Source organism: Janthinobacterium sp. C22 (assembly GCF_057919405.1).
Map to the genome: position 1 here is coordinate 1,520,468 of NZ_CP193659.1, position 14,280 is coordinate 1,534,747.

At 64.5% G+C, this 14,280-nt stretch carries 10 protein-coding genes and 3 pseudogenes; 7 read left to right on the top strand and 6 right to left on the bottom strand.

The window, feature by feature from the left end; translation table 11 throughout:
• Positions 1-44: 44 nt before the first annotated feature.
• On the bottom strand, positions 45-1,442 hold the full coding sequence (gene argH / locus ACRHIG_RS07020) for an argininosuccinate lyase (protein WP_475416045.1): 1,398 nt from the start codon (positions 1,440-1,442) through the stop codon (positions 45-47).
• Between the two features lie 264 nt (positions 1,443-1,706).
• Between argH and ACRHIG_RS07025 the strand changes: the two genes are divergently transcribed.
• Both ACRHIG_RS07025 and ACRHIG_RS07030 read left to right on the top strand, forming a co-directional pair.
• Positions 1,707-1,904: a hypothetical protein gene (locus tag ACRHIG_RS07025; RefSeq protein WP_489629754.1), complete on the top strand. Its 198-nt coding sequence runs from the start codon at positions 1,707-1,709 to the stop codon at positions 1,902-1,904.
• Between the two features lie 166 nt (positions 1,905-2,070).
• Positions 2,071-2,496: a GNAT family N-acetyltransferase gene (locus tag ACRHIG_RS07030; protein ID WP_489629755.1), complete on the top strand. Its 426-nt coding sequence runs from the start codon at positions 2,071-2,073 to the stop codon at positions 2,494-2,496.
• A gap of 24 nt (positions 2,497-2,520) precedes the next feature.
• On the opposite strand, the gene ACRHIG_RS07035 is transcribed toward ACRHIG_RS07030, so the two are convergent.
• A complete protein-coding gene (locus tag ACRHIG_RS07035; RefSeq protein ID WP_489630760.1) occupies positions 2,521-3,186 on the bottom strand; it encodes a Na+/H+ antiporter NhaC family protein in 666 nt (221 codons plus the stop codon).
• The gene (locus ACRHIG_RS07040) at positions 3,159-3,908 is read right to left on the bottom strand and encodes a hypothetical protein (protein WP_489629756.1); all 750 of its coding nucleotides are present in this window, start codon (positions 3,906-3,908) and stop codon (positions 3,159-3,161) included. The genes ACRHIG_RS07035 and ACRHIG_RS07040 overlap by 28 nt, the downstream gene beginning before the upstream one ends.
• Here ACRHIG_RS07040 and ACRHIG_RS07045 point away from each other — a divergent pair.
• Positions 3,895-4,470, top strand: coding sequence for a hypothetical protein (locus ACRHIG_RS07045; protein WP_489629757.1), 576 nt, complete (start codon positions 3,895-3,897; stop codon positions 4,468-4,470). The genes ACRHIG_RS07040 and ACRHIG_RS07045 overlap by 14 nt on opposite strands.
• A gap of 306 nt (positions 4,471-4,776) precedes the next feature.
• Here the strand turns inward: ACRHIG_RS07045 and ACRHIG_RS07050 are convergent.
• Positions 4,777-5,085: pseudogene (locus ACRHIG_RS07050) on the bottom strand (deacylase); the annotation flags it as partial.
• A 176-nt stretch (positions 5,086-5,261) separates the two neighbouring features.
• Here ACRHIG_RS07050 and ACRHIG_RS07055 point away from each other — a divergent pair.
• The 3 genes and pseudogenes from ACRHIG_RS07055 to ACRHIG_RS07065 all read left to right on the top strand — a co-directional run bounded on the left by ACRHIG_RS07055 (position 5,262) and on the right by ACRHIG_RS07065 (position 10,449).
• Positions 5,262-6,263: a MurR/RpiR family transcriptional regulator gene (locus ACRHIG_RS07055; protein WP_489629758.1), complete on the top strand. Its 1,002-nt coding sequence runs from the start codon at positions 5,262-5,264 to the stop codon at positions 6,261-6,263.
• A 32-nt stretch (positions 6,264-6,295) separates the two neighbouring features.
• A pseudogene (locus tag ACRHIG_RS07060) lies at positions 6,296-9,053 on the top strand (TonB-dependent receptor).
• Positions 9,054-9,196: 143 nt separating this feature from the next.
• Positions 9,197-10,449 (top strand): annotated as a pseudogene (locus ACRHIG_RS07065) (cyanophycinase).
• An 8-nt stretch (positions 10,450-10,457) separates the two neighbouring features.
• Here the strand turns inward: ACRHIG_RS07065 and ACRHIG_RS07070 are convergent.
• Both ACRHIG_RS07070 and ACRHIG_RS07075 read right to left on the bottom strand, forming a co-directional pair.
• Complete coding sequence (locus ACRHIG_RS07070) at positions 10,458-11,642, bottom strand: DUF418 domain-containing protein (protein ID WP_489629759.1); 1,185 nt, start codon at positions 11,640-11,642, stop codon at positions 10,458-10,460.
• A gap of 8 nt (positions 11,643-11,650) precedes the next feature.
• Positions 11,651-12,253, bottom strand: coding sequence for a TetR/AcrR family transcriptional regulator (locus tag ACRHIG_RS07075; protein WP_475416054.1), 603 nt, complete (start codon positions 12,251-12,253; stop codon positions 11,651-11,653).
• Between the two features lie 202 nt (positions 12,254-12,455).
• Between ACRHIG_RS07075 and ACRHIG_RS07080 the strand changes: the two genes are divergently transcribed.
• A complete protein-coding gene (locus tag ACRHIG_RS07080; protein ID WP_489629760.1) occupies positions 12,456-13,898 on the top strand; it encodes an IgA Peptidase M64 in 1,443 nt (480 codons plus the stop codon).
• Positions 13,899-14,280: the final 382 nt, after the last annotated feature.

A 14,280-nucleotide genomic window follows, 5' to 3' on the forward strand; every position in this document is an offset into this window, starting at 1 on the left:
CCGCTGCATCGCTGCAGCGGGGCGCTTGCCGGCAAGCGCCGGTTCTATTTTTCCAGCTGCGTACGCACGCGGGCGATCGCGGCGCGTACCTGGCGTGGCGCGGTGCCGCCCACGTGGTCGCGCGCGGCAACGGAACCTTCCAGGGTCAGCACCTCGAAGACGTCTTCACCGGTCAGCGGCGAGAAGGCGCGCAGCTGTTCCAAAGACAGGTCGGCCAGGTCGCAGCCGGCGTCGACGCAGGCGCGCACGGCCAGGGCCACCGCTTCATGGGCGTCGCGGAATGGCAAGCCTTTCTTGACCAGGTAGTCGGCCAGGTCGGTCGCCGTCGCGTAGCCTTGCAGGGCGGCCGCACGCATCGCTTCCGGTTTTACCGTGATGCCGCCGGCCATGTCGGCGAAGATGCGCAAGGTGTCGATGACGGTATCGACCGTATCGAACAGCGGTTCCTTGTCTTCCTGGTTGTCCTTGTTGTAGGCCAGCGGCTGGCCTTTCATCAGGGTCAAGAGGCCGATCAGGTGGCCGTAGACGCGGCCCGTCTTGCCACGCGCCAGTTCCGGCACGTCCGGGTTCTTCTTTTGCGGCATGATCGACGAGCCGGTGCAGAAGCGGTCGGCGATGTCGATGAAGCCGATGCGTGGGCTCATCCAGATCACCAGTTCTTCGGCCATGCGCGACACGTGCATCATCAGCACGGCGGAGGCGGCGCAAAATTCGATGGCGAAGTCGCGGTCCGAGACGGCGTCGAGCGAGTTGTGGCAGACGTCGTCGAAGCCCAGCGTCTTGGCCACGCGCAGGCGGTCGATGGGGAAGGTGGTGCCGGCCAGGGCGGCGGCGCCCAGCGGCAGGCGGTTGACGCGCTTGCGGCAGTCGGCCATGCGCTCGGCGTCGCGGCCGAACATTTCGACGTACGCCAGCATGTGGTGGCCGAAGGTGATCGGCTGGGCCACCTGCATGTGGGTAAAGCCCGGCATGATGGTGTCGGCATGCTGCTCGGCCAGGTCCGTCAGCGCGCTGCGCAACGTCGCCAGCAGGGCGGTGATGTCGTCGATGGCGGAACGCACGTACAGGCGGATGTCGGTGGCCACCTGGTCGTTGCGCGAACGGCCCGTGTGCAGGCGCTTGCCCGCATCGCCGACCAGTTCGGTCAGGCGTTTTTCGATATTCAGGTGGACATCTTCCAGGTCCAGCAGCCATTCGAACTGGCCGGCGGCGATTTCCTGCGAGATTTGCGCCATGCCGCGCTGGATTTCCGCGTAGTCGGCCGGGCTGATGATGGCTTGCGCATGCAGCATTTCCGCATGGGCCAGCGAACCTTCGATGTCGAACAGCGCCAGGCGCTTGTCAAAAAATACAGAAGCTGTGTAGCGCTTGACGAGGTCCGAGACCGGTTCGGAAAACCGGGCCGACCAGGCTTCGCCCTTTTTGGAGAATTGATCAGTCATGAAAGAAGTCCTTTAGTGTACGGCGATTATAAACAAGGTTGGCCGGCGGTAGGGCTTTTAGGGGCTTGCGGGGCGCTGAAATGGCCGGGAATGGGGCTGGCATGCCTCAAATGCCACGGCGACGGCCTGTTGCGCGTTCCATCCGCGCTTTTTGTATTCTGTCCCGCGAATCGTGCGTTTGGTCGCAATCCGATGGCGGTTCAGGGGGATCGGCCTACAGTTCAATCATCGCAACACTCAACCAGCCACCCAAAGGACACCATCATGAACATCGCCAAAAACATGGAAGCCATCTTCGTTGCCATCATCGCCGTCGCCGCCGCCACCAGCCTGGCCACCGCCGCCGTGCCGAAGTTCCGCGCCGCGCCCGCCCCCATCGCCGCCAGCGCCGATCACACCACCATGCACACCGTATACGTCAGCGCCAAGCGCTTGAGCGCCGAAGAAAAAGCCGCCCTGTAAGCGTGGCGATGGCATTGCAGGCAGTACAAGAAGCATCGGCAGCAAACAGCAACACCGCATCACGGACAGGCAGAACGGGCGGCGCCCCCGGTTCTATCCAGCCCTGGTGACAGCCGCAGCAAAAAGGCCGATGATCGTGTTTTTCAACGATAGCAGGGCCAGCGCGATGTCACATTTGATGATCAGCACCGACAAGGCGGAACTCGACGTTCCAGCCATCCACCATTTTCTCAGCACGCAATCGACATGGGCCATCGGCATCCCGCTGGCTACCGTACAGCGCGCGATCGACCATTCGCTCTGCTTTGGCGGCACGCTGGACGGCCGTCAGGTGGCGTTCGCCCGCGTGGTCACCGACTACGCCACGTTTGCCTATCTGGTCGACGTGTATGTGCTGGAAGAATACCGCGGCCGTGGCTACAGCCAGCGCCTGATGGCGGCCGTGACGGCGCATCCCGGCTTGCAGGGCTTGCGCCGTTTCATGCTGGCCACCAGCACGGCGCATGATTTGTATGCGCGCCACGGCTTTACGGCGCCGCTCAGGCCGGAGACGCTGATGGAGCGGCATGTGCCGGATATCTACCAGCGTTGATTGCCTGAGCCGCCAGGCTGGCGCTCACTGCCAGTGCATCAGGCAGGGCGGAATCAAGAGCAGCAGCGCCAGCACCAGGTAGATCAGCTGCAGCGGGATCATCCACTTGGCCCAGGTAATCCAGGGCACGCGCGCCAGTGCCAGCACGCCGACGGTGATGCCGGACGTGGGGATCATCGGCGTGGTGAATTCGCCGAACTGGAAGGCCAGGATGGCCGTCTGCCGCGTCACGCCGACCAGGTCGGCCAGCGGCGCCATGATGGGCATGGTCAGCGCCGCCTGGCCGCTGCCCGAGTGGATGAAGAAGTTGATCACCGACTGCATGAAGAACATCTTTTGCGCGGCGAAGACGGGGCTCGACGAGGCCACCAGGGGCGTCAATGCATGCAGTATGGTGTCGATGATCTGCGCGTCGCGCGCCAGGATCATGGTGCCGCGCGCCAGCGCGATGACCAGCGCCACGCTGACCATGTCGCGCGCGCCCTGCACGAAGGATGCGACCAGGCTGTCCATGTCGAGCCGGCCGACCAGGCCGACGATGATGGCCATCACCAGGAACAGGGCGGCGATTTCATCGATGAACCAGTCGTACCTGACGACGCCGACGACCATCGTCAGCAAGGTCGCCATGAAGATCCACAGCACGGCGCGGTGCGTGCGCGTCATGCCGGCAAAGCTGTCCAGGTCCATCGAATGCTCGCTGCGCTTTTCGATGTCGAGCAGGTAGGTCGGGCTTTTTCCGGATGGCGCTTGATGCGCGCCGCGTACCACATCAAAAACACGATGCTGACGGCAGTGGCGATGGCCCACACGATCAGGCGGTAGCCGATGCCGGAAAAGATCGGCACGCCGGCGATGCCCTGCGCGATGCCGACGTTGAACGGATTCAAAAAGGCGGCGGAAAAACCCACCTGCGAGCCGATGAAGGGTATCGACACGCCCGTGATGGTGTCGTAGCCCAGGGCCAGGGCCAGCGGCACGAAGATCAGGATGAAGGGAATCGCTTCCTCGTTCATGCCGAAGGTGGCGCCGCCCAGCGAAAACATGGTGAAGAAGACGGGGATGATGGCGGCGCGCACGAAGCGCGAACTGGTGTGCGCCTTGGCGATGGCCTTGATCAGCGAGTCGAAGGCTTCCGTTCTTTGCAGCACGGCGAAGGCGCCGCCGACGATCAGCACGAAGCCGATGATCAGGCTGGCGTCGACGAAGCCCTTGATGGGCGCCATCATCAGCGCGGCCAGTCCCTGCGGCTTGTTGGCTACGTAATGAAACGTGCCGGGGATGATCAGCTGCTTGCCGTTGACCAGCTGGGTGTCGAATTTCCCGCCCGGCACCAGCCAGGTTGCCAGGGCGATCATGGCCAGGATACCGCACAGCAGGACGAAGGTATTGGGGAGCTTGAATGTTCTCATGGCGCTTTTTTGTGACACTTATTGGCTCAGCAGGCTGCCGCCGCGGAAGGCGACGGCACCGGCGACCTTGCCGACGTTCATGCCGCGCAGGACGTGGCGGTGGGCGCTGCGCGCAAAAGACACCGGCGACCGTGCAGCGCAAGGTCGTCGTCTCGCCGCCGACGGGGTCGATCAGGTCGGCCACGGCATCGCCGGCGGCCAATACGTCGCCCATTTCGCGCAGGTAGACCAGCACGCCGTGATGCGGCGCGAGGATGGGTTCCACGCCGGCCAGCGGCGTCGGCGTGCATTGCGGCGCGGGCAGGTCGTCGCCGGCGCCGGCGATGTCCAGCACGCCCTCGATGGCGAGAAAGCGCAGCAGGGCGGCGGCGTCGCGTTCGGCCAGGGCGTAGCTCACCTCCACCTCGCCGCGCAATTCGACGGTGGTCGACAGGCAGGCGGCGGGAATCGGATAGCGGCCGCCGAAGTGCGCGTCGAGATCCCACCACAAGCGGCTGCAGGCTTCGTCGAACGGCTCTTCGCCGGCTGCCAGTTCCAGCAGCACGGCGCGCGCACCCAATAGCGCGGACAGCGGCGCGATCTGCGCCGCCAGCGGCGTGCCCGTATAAATGTGCAGGGCCGCTTCGTTATCGCAATGCAGGTCGAGCACGATGTCGGCGTCGATGGCCATGCCCAGCAGGGTTTTCTTCAGCGTCTCCGCATCCGTGCCCGGCCGCCAGGCGGCGACGGCGGCGCGCGCATGCTCGCGTATCAGCGCCACGTTGGCTGGCGCATCCTGCCCCAGCTGGCCATCGAGCGTGGTTTTCAGTTCATCGGCCACGTGGCGGTAGGCGCGGTTGAAGTTGATGCCGGTGGTCAGGTCGAAACGGCCGAACGGCGCGCCATGGATGGCTTGCGCCAGGCCGATCGGGTTGGCGGCCGGCACCAGGATGATTTCGCCGTGCACCTTGCCGGCTGCCTCCAGCGCCAGCAGTTCGCGGCGCAAAAATTGCGACACCAGCATGCCCGGCACCTCGTCCGCGTGCAGCGCCGCCTGGATGTACACCTTCTTGGCGCTGCGGCTGGTGGCGGCCGCGCTGCCGAAGTGGAAGCTGCTCAATTGGCATGACATGCTGGCGTGCGCGGTGGAGATGGAATGCTGTTGTACTTGCATGGTGGGCGCCCCGAAAAGGTGCATGGTTGATGGATTCCGGTCGATTATGTAGCAATATTTTCACGAAGTAAATCAATGAAAATCCTTTTACAAATATTTGTTGAGTTTTCTTTTTGATATGCGTACAGTAAGTTCCAGCGACCCGTTTTCGCCTCCCTGTCCATCATTCGCCACACACAAGAACACAGGCCGCCAGCGATATGAGAGCATCCGCCAGTCCTGCCAGAAGCAGCGCCCCCACGCCACCTGCCACCACGCTGGCGCCGCCCGACGCCGCGTTCGCGCAATCGCCGCTGGGGCAGGCGCTGATGCACGTGCTGGCCGCCGGCTCGGCCTCGCAGCGGCAGATCGCCGACTACCTGCTGCGCAACCAGATGCGCGTGACGGCGCTGGGCATCGAGGAACTGGCCGACAGCTGCCAGGTGTCGACGGCCACCATCAGCCGCTTCGCGCGCGACATCGGCCAGAAGAATTATTCGGCCATGCGCGGCGCCATGGCCGAAACCCTGCAATCGCTGCTGCAGCCGGTCGACAAACTGCGCCGCACGATAGAACGGCGCGCGCGCGCCACCTCGCCGATCACGGAAAGCCTGGAGTATGCGGCCGCGAACATCGCCGCCACGTCCGATGCCCTGTCGCCGCCCGCCATGCTGGCCGTGGTGCGCCGCCTGACGCGCGCCAAGGTGGTGTACGTGATGGGTTTTGGCCTGTCGGCCAACCTGGCGGGCATGCTGGTGCAGCATCTGCAGCCGTTTTGCCGGCACGTGGTGGAAGTGGTGGGCATCGGCGGCTCGGAAGTGGCGGCCGGCCATCTGGTCAACCTGACGGCGCAGGACGTCCTGGTGGTGATCTCGTTTCCCCGCTACACGCTCGACTGCATCGGCCTGGCCAGTTTCGCGCGCGACCGCGGCGCCTGCATCGTGGCGCTCACCGACTCGCCCGCGTCACCCCTGGCCGAACTGGCCGACCATGCGCTGTATGCGCAAAGCACGCATCCCGTTTTACCCAGCAGCGCCAGCACGGCGCTGGCGATGATCGAAGCGCTGGCCGTGGCGCTGATGGTATCGAACAGGAAGAACGTTGAAAAAGCGGCCCGCTTGAGCGAAGTCATCTCCGCCTATCTGTATGGCGGCGAACATGGCGTGCATGGCGCGCGGAAAACAGCTTCAAGGCAACGCAAGGCAGTCCCAAAATCATTATAAAAATCAGGCATCAACATCCGGGGAGAATGACAATGCAGATGAAAAGACAGGACGGCGGCGCCGTGCCGCGCGAATCGGTGCTGGCGCAAGGCGTGCGGCTGGCGCTGGGGGCCCTGAGCGTGTCGGCGGCGCTGGGCATGCTGGCCGGCGGCGCGCAGGCGCAGGAGCAGGGGCCGGACGTGGAGCCGGCGCCGAAAAATGCAGCGCGTGGAAATCACGGGGTCGGCCATCAAGCGGCTGGAGTCGGAGACGGCGCTGCCCGTGCAGATCATCACGCGTGCCGAGATCGACAAGGCGGGCGTGACGACGGCGGCCGAGCTGATGGCGCGCGTGTCGGCCAACGTGGGCGGCCTGACGGACGGCGTCAGCATCAACGTGGGCGGCGACCAGCGCGGCTTCAACAGCGCCAACCTGCGCGGCGTGGGCACCTCGTCGACCCTGGTGCTGCTCAATGGCCGGCGCATGGCCAACTTTGCCTCGCCCGGCGACGATGCGGGCGTGGACCTCAATAACATTCCCGCCGCCGCCCTGCAGCGCGTGGAAGTGCTGCTCGACGGCGCCTCGGCCCTGTACGGCACGGACGCCATCGGCGGCGTGATCAATTTCATTACGCGCAAGGATTACCAGGGCGTGGAGCTGAACGCCTACGGCAGCCGCACCGACGAAGGCGGCGCGGGCAAGCGCACGGCCAGCATCACGGCCGGCACGGGCGACCTGGCGGCCGATGGCTACAATATCTTTGCCGTGGCCGACCTGCAAAAAACCGACCGTCTGAGCACCTCGCAGCGCAAGTTCATTCCGCACCTGCAGGTGCCGGAACGCCTCGGCCATTTGCTGTCCAGTTACACCAGTCCGGCAAATATCCGCCTCTCCAGCGACCAGCGCGACTACCTGCAGGAGCAGGGCTTCCTGCTCAATGGCCAGCCGATCACGAATCGCCTGATTAATCTGTCGATTCCAGGCTGCAGCGGACCGGCCAATGTGTACCTGCCGGCTGGCACGGGCGGCGTCGATGCGTGTACCTATAACTACATGGGCGACACCGAGCTGTATCCGAAAACGGACAAGCAGAACCTGCTCACGCGCGGCGTGCTGAAACTGAATAACGATCACCAGTTGTATGCGGAGGTGGCGTTGAGCCGTTCGCGCAGCTATTACGTGGGATCGACAGCGCGGCCGGATGGCGAAATCGACGCCAGCATGGTGCCGCAGCTGAACGCTGCCGGGTTGACCGGCACGCTGGCCCTGCGCATCCGCCTGAACGAAGCGGGCATGCGCACCAGCGAATTGACCAGCGAAAGCCAGCGTTACGTGGTGGGCGCCACCGGCACCGTGGGCGGCTGGGACTACGACGTGGGCTTGAATCACAGTGTCAATGTGGTCAGGGACAAGGACACGCACGGCTACCTCCTGGCCGACCAGCTACAAAAGGGCATCACGGATGGCACCATCAATCCCTTCGGCCCCTCCAGTGCGGCGGGTAAGGCGTTGCTCGAGAGCATCCAGGTCAACGACGAAGTGCGGCACGCGCGCGGCGTCATGGAGGCGCTCGATTTCAAGGTGTCGCGTGCCTTGATGTCCATGGGCGGCGGCGACATGGCGTTGGCGGTGGGCGGCGAAATGCGGCGCGAGCGCACGGATTTCCGGCCATCTGCATTGCTAATGAGCGGTAACATCACCAACGATGACGCGCCCGAAGGCGGCGTGGCCACCAGCGACAGCCGCAATGTGCAGGCCATCTACAGCGAATTGCTGCTGCCGTTTAGCAAGCAATGGCAGGCGCAGCTGTCCGGCCGTTATGACCATTACCAGCAAGTGGGCGGCGCCCTCAGTCCGAAGGTCGGCCTGACCTACCTGCCCAGCAAGCAGGTGCTGCTGCGCGCCTCGGCCGGCAAGGGCTTTCGCGCGCCGTCGATGTCGGACCTGCATCGGCCCACCGTCTATAGCCAGACGGCGACCCTGCCCGATCCCGTGTACTGCGAAGCCGAGAACAACGACTACTCCGTCTGCGCCGACAACTGGCGTACGCGCCGCTACAGCAACGACAAGCTGAAACCGGAGCGCAGCCGCCAGTTCACGGCCGGCGTGGTGCTCGAACCCAGCCAGCACTGGACCATCAGTGCCGACTACTGGAACATCCGGCGCACGGACCTGATCAGCGAGATCGGCGACGACATCATCCTGTCCAATCTGTCCAAGTACGGCAACCTCGTGCACCGCGACGAAGACAATGAAATCCGCTACATCGAGCTGCGCAAGGAAAACCGCGGCGCGCAAAAAGCCTCGGGCATCGATATCACGGCCGACCTGCACGGCGTGAAAACGGCGTGGGGGCGCTTTGGCGGCCACCTGAGCGGCACCTATGTGCTCGATTCGAAGATCCAGACCAGCCCCGGGGATGTCTTCATCAGCAATCTGAACAAGTTTGTCACGGACGGCGTGGTGCAGCGCTGGCGCCACACGATCACCCTCGACTGGGACAATGGCCCGTATTCGGCCAGCCTGTCGAACACGTATTCGAGCGGCTACGATGACCAGAATTCGGCCATCAACACGGACGACGGCAGCGTGGTCAAGCCGAACCGCGTGAAGGCGTACACGCTGTGGGACATGTCGGGCGCGTATGCGGTCAGCCAGCAGTTCAAGCTGCGCGCCGGCATACAGAATCTGTTCAATACCAGTCCGCCGTACTCGAACCAGGCCTATTTTTTCCTGTCCGGCTATGACCCCAGCTACGCGGACCCGCGCGGCCGGCGCTTCTATGCCAGCGCCAATTACAGCTTCAAATAAGGCAAAAAAAGCAGGAGATGCCGCAATACCGCTGTCACACGCAGCGGGTAGTATCGCAGTTGGTTGCAAGCAGCAATTTTGGCAGCAAGGGCGCGTGCCCGTATCACAAGCGCGCGCCCCTTTCCTTGTATTCGAAAGGCACCATGAAATCATTCTCAAGCCGGTATCACACCTTTTGCGCCGCGCTGCTGTTCGCGCTGGCATTGTGCAGCTTCCAAGCCGTGGCCGCGCCCGGCGGCAGCGCCATCGGCAGCGCGCCGCAGGGCACCCTCGTCATCATCGGCGGCGGCCTGCGCGCCGACAATGCCGAAGTGTGGCAGCGCATCGTCAAGTTGTCGGGCGGTCCAGGCGCGCGCATCGCCGTGCTGGCCTCGGCCGCGATGAACCCGGAAAAATCCGGTGAAAGCATCATCAGGAAGCTCAATCAATATGGCGCGGACGCCTTTTTTGTGCCGCTGGCCGTCAAGCTGGCCAATCGCGACTACCGCAAGGCGGCCGAAGATCCGGCCATCGTCACGCAGATCAAGTCGGCCACCGGCATCTATTTCGCCGGCGGCGACCAGGGGCGCATCACGCAAGCCTTGCTGCGTCCGGACGGCAGCCGCACGGCCGCGCTGGAAGCCATCTGGTCGGTCTACCGCAACGGCGGCGTGATCGCCGGCTCCAGCGCCGGCGCGGCCATCATGAGCACCACCATGTTCTACGATGCCAAACCCGTGCTCGACATGCTGAAAATGGGCGTCACGGATGGCCGCGAGATCGCGCCGGGCCTGGGCTTCATCGGCAGCGACGTCTTCGTCGACCAGCATCTGCTGGTGCGCGGCCGTTTCGCGCGCATGATTCCCGTGATGCTGAAAAAGGCTATCACCTGGGACTGGGCATCGATGAAAACAGCGCCATGGTGGTCGACGCCATGCGCGACGTGGAAGTGATCGGCTACAGCGGCGCCCTGCTGATCGACCTGTCGGGCGCCATCAGCGACCGCGGCGTGAAAAATTTCAATATCAGCAACGCGGCCATCAGCTACCTGGACCGGGGCGACAAATTCAACCTCGTCACGCGCGTGTTTACGCCCTCGCCCGACAAGGCCGACAACAAGCTCGATCCGAACCAGCCCGACATGCGCGAGCCCGTGTTTACCAACGATATCCTCGGCAACAACGCCGTGCTCGACCTGATGGGCAACCTGATCGACAACGCGCAGCAGGAAGCCATCGGCATCGCCTTCGGCAATCCGCGCGACCCGTACCCGGACCTGGGCTTCGAGTTCCGCTTCAGTAAAACGGTCAACAGCGTCGGCTACAGCTCGACCGAGGCGGAGGCGTATTCGGTGCTGAAACTGCGCCTCGACATCCGCCCGATCCAGCTGCGCCAGCCGCTGTACCGCTACAAGTAGGCGGCGCGCTACCGCCGCCAGCGCGGCCACGCGGCGATCGTCAAGGCCCGCAGCAGCCACTCGACGGGGCCGTACGCGTGGCCGCGCAGCCACCAGCTGCTCAACGGCAGCTGCAGGCTGAAGATGATGACGGCCAGCGCCAGGGCGCCCAGCGGCGAGACGCTGCCCATCAAGCGCGCGCCATACGCGAGGAACAGCCAGGCGCAGACGGTTGACTGCAGCAGGTAGTTCGACAGGGCCATACGGCCCGTGTCGGCCAGCAGCGCAAACAGCGTGCCGTCGCGCAGGCGCTCGAACAGGGCCAGCGCCAATGCCAGGTAGGCGCCGGCCAGCAGCGGCGCGCTCGCCAGGCCCACGGCCAGTCCCGCCACCTGCCATGCCTGGCTGTCGCCATACACGGAGGTCCACGCATACAAGGCGGCACCGGGCAATCCCGCCAGCGCGCCGGCCCGCAGCAGGCGGCGGCGCAGCGGCAGATAGTCGGCCGCGTGCAGCAGCATCTCGCGCTTGCCGGCGGCCAGGCCGCACAGGAACATGGCCAGCGCGCACGGCGCCTGCACCAGCAGCAGGACGATCCAGATGTCGCTCAGTTCGCGCAGGTGCTGCACGATGACTGTTGCCGGCGTGGCATGGTAGGCGGCCAGCGCCGTTGCCGCCTTTTGCGCCATCGCCACGGCGTTGTCCGCCGCGTCGCCCGCCGGCTGCAGGCTTTGCAGCCAGGCCATGCCTGCCCAGAACGCGGCGCAGACGGCGACGAGGATCAAGGCCAGGAACAGCGCCTGGCGTTCGCCGCAGCGGTGCAGCGCCAGCAGCGCGATGCCCAGCACGGCGTAGGTGGTGAGTATGTCGCCATGAAACAGGATCACGGCATGCAGGGCGCCGATCAGCCACAGGCCCGCCTGCCGGCGCAGCATGCGCGGCACGAATGGCGCACCGGCGCGCGCGGCCGCCTGCATCTGCAAGGTGAAGCTGTAGCCGAACAGGAAGGAAAACAGCAGGTAGAACTTGGTCTCGAACAGCAGCGCGACGAGAAAATGCGTGGCGCGGTCGACGCCGCCGTGAAAGGCGGGATCGGTCAAGCCCAGGCCGAACCAGGGCGTGGCGAAGGCGCCGATATTGACGGCCAGGATGCCGAACAGGGCGCAGCCGCGCAGGGCGTCGACGTCGGCGATGCGCGCGGGCGGGGTTGGCATGGCGGCGCTCATGCCAGGGCCGGGCGCAGGAAGCGCGCCAGCAGCAGGTGCAGGCTGGCGCGCTGCGCCAGCGGCGCGTAATCGGGATCGACGGCGACCCGGTTGAAGATGCCGTCGATCAGCGCGGCGATCCAGCCGGCCGTTTGCGCGGCGTCCAGCGCGGCGTCGATCTGGCCCTGTGCGGCCGCCTCTGCCAGCAAGGTTTGCAGGCCGCCGCGCAGGCTGGCGTCGTTGCGCGCCACCCTGGCCGCGATGTCCGTGTCGCGCATCGCCTCGGCGGCAATGTCCAGCGCCAGCCCCGCAAAGTCCCCGTCGGCCGCCAGCGCCAGCACCAGGTCCATGAAATCGAGCAGGGCGCCGTACGCATCGGCGCTGCCTTGCACGCCGGCGAAATAGGCGGCCGTCTCGCTGCCTTCCTGGTCGACGATGGCGGCGATGATGGCTTGCTTGGTGGGGAAATAGTGAAACAGGTTGCCGGGACTCATGCCCGCTTGCGCGCAGATGGCGGCGGTGCTGGTCTGGTGAAAGCCCTTGCGCGCGAAGCAGTGGCGCGCGGCGGCGAGGATGGCGTCGCGGCGCGCCGCGTGTTTGCCCGGATCGATGGTGCGCATGGTGGTTGGCTCTCCTTTTATTTAATCGATTAGTCAGTCTAATATAAGGCGATTGCGTGGCGCGGTCAAGCTGGGTGCTTTGCAGTGCCGATTCCTGTCGCTACAATGTGCCGCACCGGATTTTTCCATGCCCGCCGCTGGCGCCGCTGTTTATTCGGAAAACCGCTTCTTTTACCCGTTTTTCTACCGTGTTAGGAATGAGATGCAGCAGACCCCGATCCGATCCCTTCTGTGCGCGCTGGCGCTGGCCGCCGGCATGGTTCCCGCCGCGCAGGCCGATAATGCCCCGCTGCCGGCCACCATGCGCCTCGACTACCAGCACAGCGGCAATGCGCTGGGCGAGCATTATGCGGTCGAGCGCGTGCTGGTCGAGCCCTTGCCATGGCCGGGCAACCTGGCGCGCCCCATCGACGACAGCAACCGCGGCAACAATATGCTGGAAGTGGTCGACATCAAGTCGGGCAAGGTGCTGTACTCGCGCGGCTTTTCCACCATCTTCGGCGAGTGGGCCAGCACCGACGAAGCGAAAACCACGACGCGCGCCTTCCAGGAATCCGTGCGCTTCCCGCAGCCCGAGCATCCCGTGCGCGTGCGCATCCTCAAGCGCGACGAACGCGGCCTGTTTTCCGTTGTGTGGAGCACCGATGTCGATCCTGCCGCGCAGGACGTGATCCGCAAGCAGCCGCCGGCGCCCGTCAAGCCGATCCCGATCCGTGTCGAAGGGCCCTCGTCCGGCAAGGTCGACCTGCTGATCATGGGTGACGGCTACACGGCGGCCGAAATGGGCAAGTTCGAGGCGACGGCGCGCAAATTGGCCGAGCACCTGTTTACGGTCTCGCCATTTCGCGAGCGGGCCAATGACTTCAACGTGTGGGCCATGGCCGCGCCGACGCAGGAATCGGGCGTGTCGCGTCCATCGACGGGCGTGCATCACGCCTCGCCGCTGGGCACGCGCTACGACATCTTCGGCAGCGAGCGCTATGTGCTGACGACGGACAACCGCGCGCTGCGCGACCTGGCGCAGTACGCGCCGTACGAATTCATCGAAATCCTCGTCAATAACGACACCTACGGCGGCGGCGGCATCTTCGGCCAGTTCAGCACGGCGGCGGCGAACAACGACTGGGCCAATTACCTGTTCGTGCATGAATTCGGCCACCATTTCGCCGGCCTGGCCGACGAGTACTACACCTCGCCCGTGGCCTACCAGTCGAACGGCGAGCGGCAGGAACCGTGGGAGCCGAACGCCACGGCGCTGCGCGATCCGGCCAAGCTGAAATGGAAGAGCCACGTCAAGGCGGGCACGCCGCTGCCGACGCCCTGGCCGAAGGAAGCGTACGACAACCATGCGCGCGAATACCAGAAGCAGCGCGCGGCCCTGCGCGCGGCCAACCGCCCGGAAAGCGAGATGAGCGGCTTGTTCAAGGCCGACCTGGCGTACACGCAGCAACTGTTCTCGAAGGCGCCGCAGCGCCATGCGGTGGGCGCCTTCGAAGGCGCGAACTACGAGTCGTCCGGCTACTACCGGCCCGAGATGCAATGCATCATGTTCGACCGCAGCGAGACCTTCTGCTCCGTCTGCCAGGATGGCATCAGCACCATCATCGACCTGTATTCGCGTGGCGCCCCGGCGCCGCGCCAATAATGCCGTTCATGTCGTTTTCGTAAGCATGGCGGGCCATGTTGCATCGCAATAACATGGCCCCCTGTCCTATCCTTCCCATTGCCGGCCTTGTGCCATCGTCCGGCGCTGCTTGTTTTCCAGACAATCGGCATTGGCGCCGGCATGCTCCCTTTTCTTCCCGTCAGCCCGGTAGTATTATCAAATACGTATGCCCGCACGCTTGCCTGAAAATTATTTCATTTAAATAATATTGAGGTAAAATTTGATTTACATCAATGTTGCATTGCCGCAATCGCACTTATAGTTGACCTAGCTCAAAATGATAAGCATGCGGACCGGACTCATCGCGAATCACGTATCTAAATGCTGTAGAGTAATTTTCGCCCTGTACCAGTTCCCCGAG

Excerpts from the sequence above, each read along its gene's own strand:
- argH (WP_475416045.1), bottom strand. The coding sequence starts at position 1,442 with ATGACTGATCAATTCTCCAAAAAGGGCGAAGCCTGGTCGGCCCGGTTT.
- ACRHIG_RS07025 (WP_489629754.1), top strand. The coding sequence starts at position 1,707 with ATGAACATCGCCAAAAACATGGAAGCCATCTTCGTTGCCATCATCGCC.
- ACRHIG_RS07030 (WP_489629755.1), top strand. The coding sequence starts at position 2,071 with ATGTCACATTTGATGATCAGCACCGACAAGGCGGAACTCGACGTTCCA.
- ACRHIG_RS07035 (WP_489630760.1), bottom strand. The coding sequence starts at position 3,186 with ATGGACCTGGACAGCTTTGCCGGCATGACGCGCACGCACCGCGCCGTG.
- ACRHIG_RS07040 (WP_489629756.1), bottom strand. The coding sequence starts at position 3,908 with ATGAGAACATTCAAGCTCCCCAATACCTTCGTCCTGCTGTGCGGTATC.
- ACRHIG_RS07055 (WP_489629758.1), top strand. The coding sequence starts at position 5,262 with ATGAGAGCATCCGCCAGTCCTGCCAGAAGCAGCGCCCCCACGCCACCT.
- ACRHIG_RS07070 (WP_489629759.1), bottom strand. The coding sequence starts at position 11,642 with ATGCCAACCCCGCCCGCGCGCATCGCCGACGTCGACGCCCTGCGCGGC.
- ACRHIG_RS07075 (WP_475416054.1), bottom strand. The coding sequence starts at position 12,253 with ATGCGCACCATCGATCCGGGCAAACACGCGGCGCGCCGCGACGCCATC.
- ACRHIG_RS07080 (WP_489629760.1), top strand. The coding sequence starts at position 12,456 with ATGCAGCAGACCCCGATCCGATCCCTTCTGTGCGCGCTGGCGCTGGCC.